General features: G+C 55.8%; 7 protein-coding genes. 1 reads left to right on the top strand and 6 read right to left on the bottom strand.

The genetic code is table 11. The annotated features are described in order from the left end of the window. Window positions 1-352: 352 nt before the first annotated feature. On the bottom strand, window positions 353-1,135 hold the full coding sequence (locus tag ACEQU8_RS08545; RefSeq protein ID WP_370262945.1) for an exodeoxyribonuclease III: 783 nt from the start codon (window positions 1,133-1,135) through the stop codon (window positions 353-355). 24 nt (window positions 1,136-1,159) lie between these two features. On the opposite strand from ACEQU8_RS08545, the gene pyrE reads away from it, so the two are divergent. Next, window positions 1,160-1,864: an orotate phosphoribosyltransferase gene (pyrE, locus tag ACEQU8_RS08550; protein ID WP_370262952.1), complete on the top strand. Its 705-nt coding sequence runs from the start codon at window positions 1,160-1,162 to the stop codon at window positions 1,862-1,864. Window positions 1,865-1,894: 30 nt separating this feature from the next. On the opposite strand, the gene ACEQU8_RS08555 is transcribed toward pyrE, so the two are convergent. The 5 genes from ACEQU8_RS08555 to ACEQU8_RS08575 form a co-directional block, all read right to left on the bottom strand. Further along, on the bottom strand, window positions 1,895-2,173 hold the full coding sequence (locus tag ACEQU8_RS08555; protein WP_370262946.1) for a YbeD family protein: 279 nt from the start codon (window positions 2,171-2,173) through the stop codon (window positions 1,895-1,897). A gap of 7 nt (window positions 2,174-2,180) precedes the next feature. Then, the gene (locus tag ACEQU8_RS08560; protein WP_370262947.1) at window positions 2,181-3,368 is read right to left on the bottom strand and encodes a D-alanyl-D-alanine carboxypeptidase family protein; all 1,188 of its coding nucleotides are present in this window, start codon (window positions 3,366-3,368) and stop codon (window positions 2,181-2,183) included. 53 nt (window positions 3,369-3,421) lie between these two features. Next, window positions 3,422-4,057, bottom strand: a complete 636-nt coding sequence (locus tag ACEQU8_RS08565) for an alpha/beta hydrolase (protein ID WP_370262949.1) — start codon at window positions 4,055-4,057, stop codon at window positions 3,422-3,424. Next, on the bottom strand, window positions 4,054-4,365 hold the full coding sequence (locus tag ACEQU8_RS08570) for a ferredoxin (protein ID WP_370262950.1): 312 nt from the start codon (window positions 4,363-4,365) through the stop codon (window positions 4,054-4,056). Before ACEQU8_RS08570 ends, ACEQU8_RS08565 begins: the two co-directional genes overlap by 4 nt. A 40-nt stretch (window positions 4,366-4,405) precedes the next feature. After that, the coding region (locus ACEQU8_RS08575) for a hypothetical protein (protein WP_370262951.1) at window positions 4,406-4,848 on the bottom strand (443 nt) is incomplete at its 5' end.

Below are 4,848 nucleotides of genomic sequence, written 5' to 3' on the forward strand. Positions count from 1 at the left end.
GCCACCCCAGCCCCGGCGCTGCGCTTGGCCACGCCGGTGATTCGCGTAGCCGAAGTCCACGCACACGCTGCAGCAAAGCCATGCTCGCATGCCACCTGAGCCGCCTTCGCTTGCCCAGAAGCCAGCAGGGGCCATTGCCCCTGCAGCGACCTTCAGGACAATCTGCCCGACCGTGCCAAGAATGAACGGTGTCCCCCAAGGGGGCAGAGGTCCGACCCGACCTCTGTTTTGGAGGGCGGGCCTCAGTTCAGGCGAGGCTCAGGGAGGGAAATACAGATTGGCCGTCGCAAAGGGGCATGGACCTGCTTGCTTCAGAGAACAAGCGAACCATCACCGGATGCCGCCTGGCTCTTCACAGCGGGTGATCGTAATCCACAATCAAAGGCGCATGGTCAGAAAACTTCTCGCCCTTGTACACGCTGGCTGCCAACACTTTGTCTTTTAGGTTCGCACTGGCCATTTGGTAGTCAATCCGCCACCCTACGTTTTTTGCATAGGCCTGGCCCCGGTTGCTCCACCAGGTGTAACAGCCGTCGGTTTCGTCGGGGTAAAGTGCCCGGTAGGTGTCCACCCAGCCGCGCTTTTGAATCACATCGCCGATCCATTGGCGTTCCTCGGGCAAAAAACCCGAGTTTTTCAGGTTGCCTTTCCAGTTTTTCAGGTCGATTTCCTGGTGGGCAATGTTCCAGTCTCCGCACAACACCACGGGTTTGCTTTTGGATTCCATGGCGTCAAAGACCTCGGCAAAGTGGTCCAAAAAGCGAAACTTCGCTGCTTGCCGGTCCTCGGAGCTGCTGCCCGATGGAAAGTAAATCGACGCCACAATCATGTGTTCGAACTCGGCCGTGATCATGCGCCCCTCAGCGTCAAATTCCGGATTGTTCAAACCATACGTCACCGCCAGGGGCTCGGTTTTGGAATACAGGCCCACGCCGCTGTAGCCCTTTTTCTCGGCGGCCATGAAGTAGCCCGTGTAGCCACTCGGGTGCGTGTGCTCGGCTTGCAGGTCATCGAGTTGGGCCTTGATTTCTTGAACGCACACCACGTCGGCGTCCGTTTGGCCCATCCAGTTGAAAAATCCTTTTGTGTGCGCAGAACGTATTCCGTTCAGATTTGCTGAGATAATGCGGGTCATTGTTTAAATTCAGATGCTTAGGGACTGATCGTGGTCGATTCAAATCAAAACTTGCGGGTGTTGTCAGACCAGTTTTTGCAGTTCGCTGTGGAAAAACAGGTCTTGCGTTTCGGCGAGTTCAAAACCAAGGCTGGTCGCATGTCGCCTTATTTTTTTAATGCAGGTTTGTTCAACACAGGGTCTTCGCTGCACAAGCTCAGTGAATTCTACGCACAAACGCTGCTTGAAAAAACCGCTGAGCGTGGAATCGAGTTTGACATGCTGTTTGGTCCCGCTTACAAAGGCATTCCATTGGTGTCGGGCATTGCCATCGAGATGGCGCGACAGGGGCGCGATGTGCCTTATGCGTTTAACCGCAAAGAAGCCAAAGACCACGGCGAGGGTGGCATGTTGGTGGGCGCGCCTTTGGAAGGGCGTGTGGTGATTGTGGACGATGTGATTTCTGCAGGCACATCGGTGCGCGAATCGGTAGAAATTATTCGTGCGCAGGGTGCCGAGCCCGCCGCAGTGCTCATCGCGCTAGACCGCATGGAAAAAGGGGTGCGCGATGGTCAAGACACTGAGCACAGCGCGGTGCAAGAGGTGGAGCAACACTACGGCATTCCGGTGATTGCGATTGCCAACCTGCAAGACCTGTTGCGTTATTTGTTAACACGCCAGGCCGCCAATGTGCGCTTGGCGGGCTGGTACGAGAAGGTCAAAGAATACCGCGCTCGATACGGCGTGTAGTGCGTGGGGGCTCGGCGCCCCCGCTGCACTTCAAAGCACCACCGAAACCAACTCGTGCCCGCTAAGGGCGCGGTAAATGTCATCCAGTTGGTCTTGGTTTTCTACCCGCACTTTGCAGGTTAGGCTCAAGTAATTGCCTTTGCTGCTTGGGCGCATTTCAATGCCAGCAGGTTGAAACCCGGGGTTCATGCTCACCAGCAAGTCGCTGATCACCTGGGCAAATTCCGGCACATTCTTCCCCATCACCTTGATGGGGAAGTGGCAGGGAAATTCAATCAGGCTTTTTTTGTCGGCCTCAGGCTTGTTCATACTGTTTTTACTCTTCAAACCAAAGCTTGGCCGAATCCACCAGGCGACCAAACAAGCCCGCCTCTTCAATGTTGCTTAGCGCCACCAGTGGCACCTCACCCATGCTCTCGCCTTCCAGAGTCAGCTTGAGTGTGCCCAATTTTGTGCCCGCTTTAATGGGCGCAATCAGGGTGTCCTTTTTTTCTACGCTTGCTTTCAACTGCTTGGCGGTGCCGCGTGGCACGTTGATCAGAATGTCTTTGGTGGAGCCCAGCTTCACCGACTTGGCCTGACCTTTAAACACCGCACTTTCGCTCACGGCTTGGTTGGCACCATACAGCTTTACGGTTTCAAACATTTGGTAACCGTAGTTCAGCAGCTTCAGACTTTCCTGGGTGCGGGCCTGGTCCGATGTGGTGCCAAGCACCACGGCAAGCAGCCGGCGCTCTACGCCATTGGGTAGTTTGCGTTGCGCAGAGCTCACCAGGCAGTAACCCGCAGCCGCTGTGTGTCCGGTTTTCATGCCATCCACAGAGGAGTCTACCCACAGCAAGCGATTGCGGTTGGGTTGGCGAATGCCGTTGTAGGTGTACTCTTTGGTTGAGTACATTTTGGCGTAATACTCGGGGAAGTCTCGAATAATGGCGGCCGCCAAAATGGCGAGGTCTTTGGCGGTGGTGTAATGCTGTGGATCAGGCAGGCCAGTGGAATTGCGGAAGTTGGTGTTGTTCAATCCCAGCCGCTTGGCTTGTTGGTTCATCAGGTTGGCAAAGTTGGCTTCGTCGCCGGCCAGCAACTCAGCAATGGCACGGCTGGCGTCGTTGCCCGATTGCACAATCACCCCGTACAGCAGTTCTTCAACAGTCACGGGCTTGTTCGGCTCAATAAACATTCTTGAGCCTTCTGCTTTCCAGGCATAAGTGGACACCGGCACTTGCTGGTCCGCTTTAATTTGCTTGGCTTCCAGCGCTGCAAAGGCCATGTAAGCAGTCATCAGCTTGGTCAGCGATGCGGGCTCCAGGCGCTCGGTGCTGTTGAAGTCGGCCAGTGTTTGCCCCGTGGTCAGGTCCATCAGCACATAGCCTTTGGCTCCAATCTCGGGAGCGGGAGGCATCACGGCCGCTTGCGCAACATGCTGGGCACACAAGCCCAAGCCCAGTGCAATGGTCCATTGGCCCAAGGTTCGGCGAATGCGGGAAAAACCGGTGGTAAACAAGTAAAGACTCCTGAAAAAAATAAAAAGGTTAACAATGCATCGGTGAAGAGGCGTCAGCTTGGGTAGTAACGCACAACCATGGCTTTCAGTTGAGGCAACTTGCCATGGAAAAAATGCTCCACTCCCGGCATGACCATCACAGGCAGGTCTTGCGGCCTTGCCCAATCCAGCACCGATTGAAGTGGCACTGTGTCGTCCACCTCGCCATGAATCACAAGCGTGTCTTCTGGCACCGGGGCCACTTCAAAACGACTGGCTGCCGTGCCCACCAGCACCATTTTGCCCAGGGGCAATTGCTCCCGCAGGCGCGTGGCCACATGGCTGGTAACAAACGCACCAAAAGAAAACCCCGCCAGCGCCACGGGCTGTTTGGCCAGTGAGGGATCGAGCAATTCGCGGTGCGCTTGTTCAACCAGCCAAGCCATGTCGCTGGCTTCGCCTTGGCCATGGTCGTGTTGGCCGGCCGATTTTCCTACACCTCGAAAATTGAATCGAACGGCGATGTGGCCCAACTGAAGAAACGCTCTTGCCAGTGTTTGGACCACTTTGTTGTCTTTGGTTCCACCAAACAGTGGATGTGGGTGAGCAATCACGGCCAGCCCCACAGCGGTGTCACTGGGGTGGTCGATGGATACTTCAATGTCGCCTGCAGGGCCTTGCCACAAGGCATGCTGGGTTTTGGGGTTCATGGCAAGCGAAGTCGCTCCACAATTTGTCCGCCAATCAGGTGGCTATCGATGATTTCGTCCACGTCGCTGATGTCCACATAGGTGTACCACACCCCTTCGGGATACACCACCAGCACCGGGCCTTCATCACAACGGTCCAGGCAACCCGCTTTGTTCATCCGGATTTTGCCTTCGCCATTTAAGCCCAGTGCTTTGATGCGCTGTTTGGCATGCGCATGTGCAGCGCCTGCATGGCAATTGGCGCAACAGTTTTCGTTGTTGTCGCGCTGGTTGGTGCAAAAAAACACGTGCTGCTTGAAGTAGGTCATGGCGGGGCGTGGCTCGCTGGGCTGCTGTAACTCCCTTGTATTATCGCTTAAATCGGCGTTCGGGCCGGCTCAAAAACCCCAAAACCGTCAGGGCAAGGATGGGCCAAAGTTCGCTCACCCATCGGCCTGCTTCTTGAAGGGTTCTGAACAGCGTGCTGATGCCGCCGCCTTGTACGCTGAGTTCGGGGTCGTGTACGCCGGGTAACAGCAGGGTAATTAACCAGCCGCCCAGCAAGTGCGCCAGGCCCAGTTGCGCCATGCCATGGGCGGGCAGAGGAAGCCAAGCCACAGCCACTGCCACGGCCATGGCCAGCAATAAGCCAATGCGGTTTTGCTCAAACCACAAGGTGCTGACATACCAGATCGCATTCATGGGGGTTTGAATCCAAATGTCAAGCATGCGGAACACCAGGGTGATGACAATCAGCAGTGCCAGCAAACGCACACGTGGGGCGCCATGTTGGGTTTGCGCAAGACCAATCA

The sequence above is a fragment of the Limnobacter sp. genome (genome assembly GCF_964228395.1).
Taxonomy (GTDB): domain Bacteria; phylum Pseudomonadota; class Gammaproteobacteria; order Burkholderiales; family Burkholderiaceae_B; genus Limnobacter.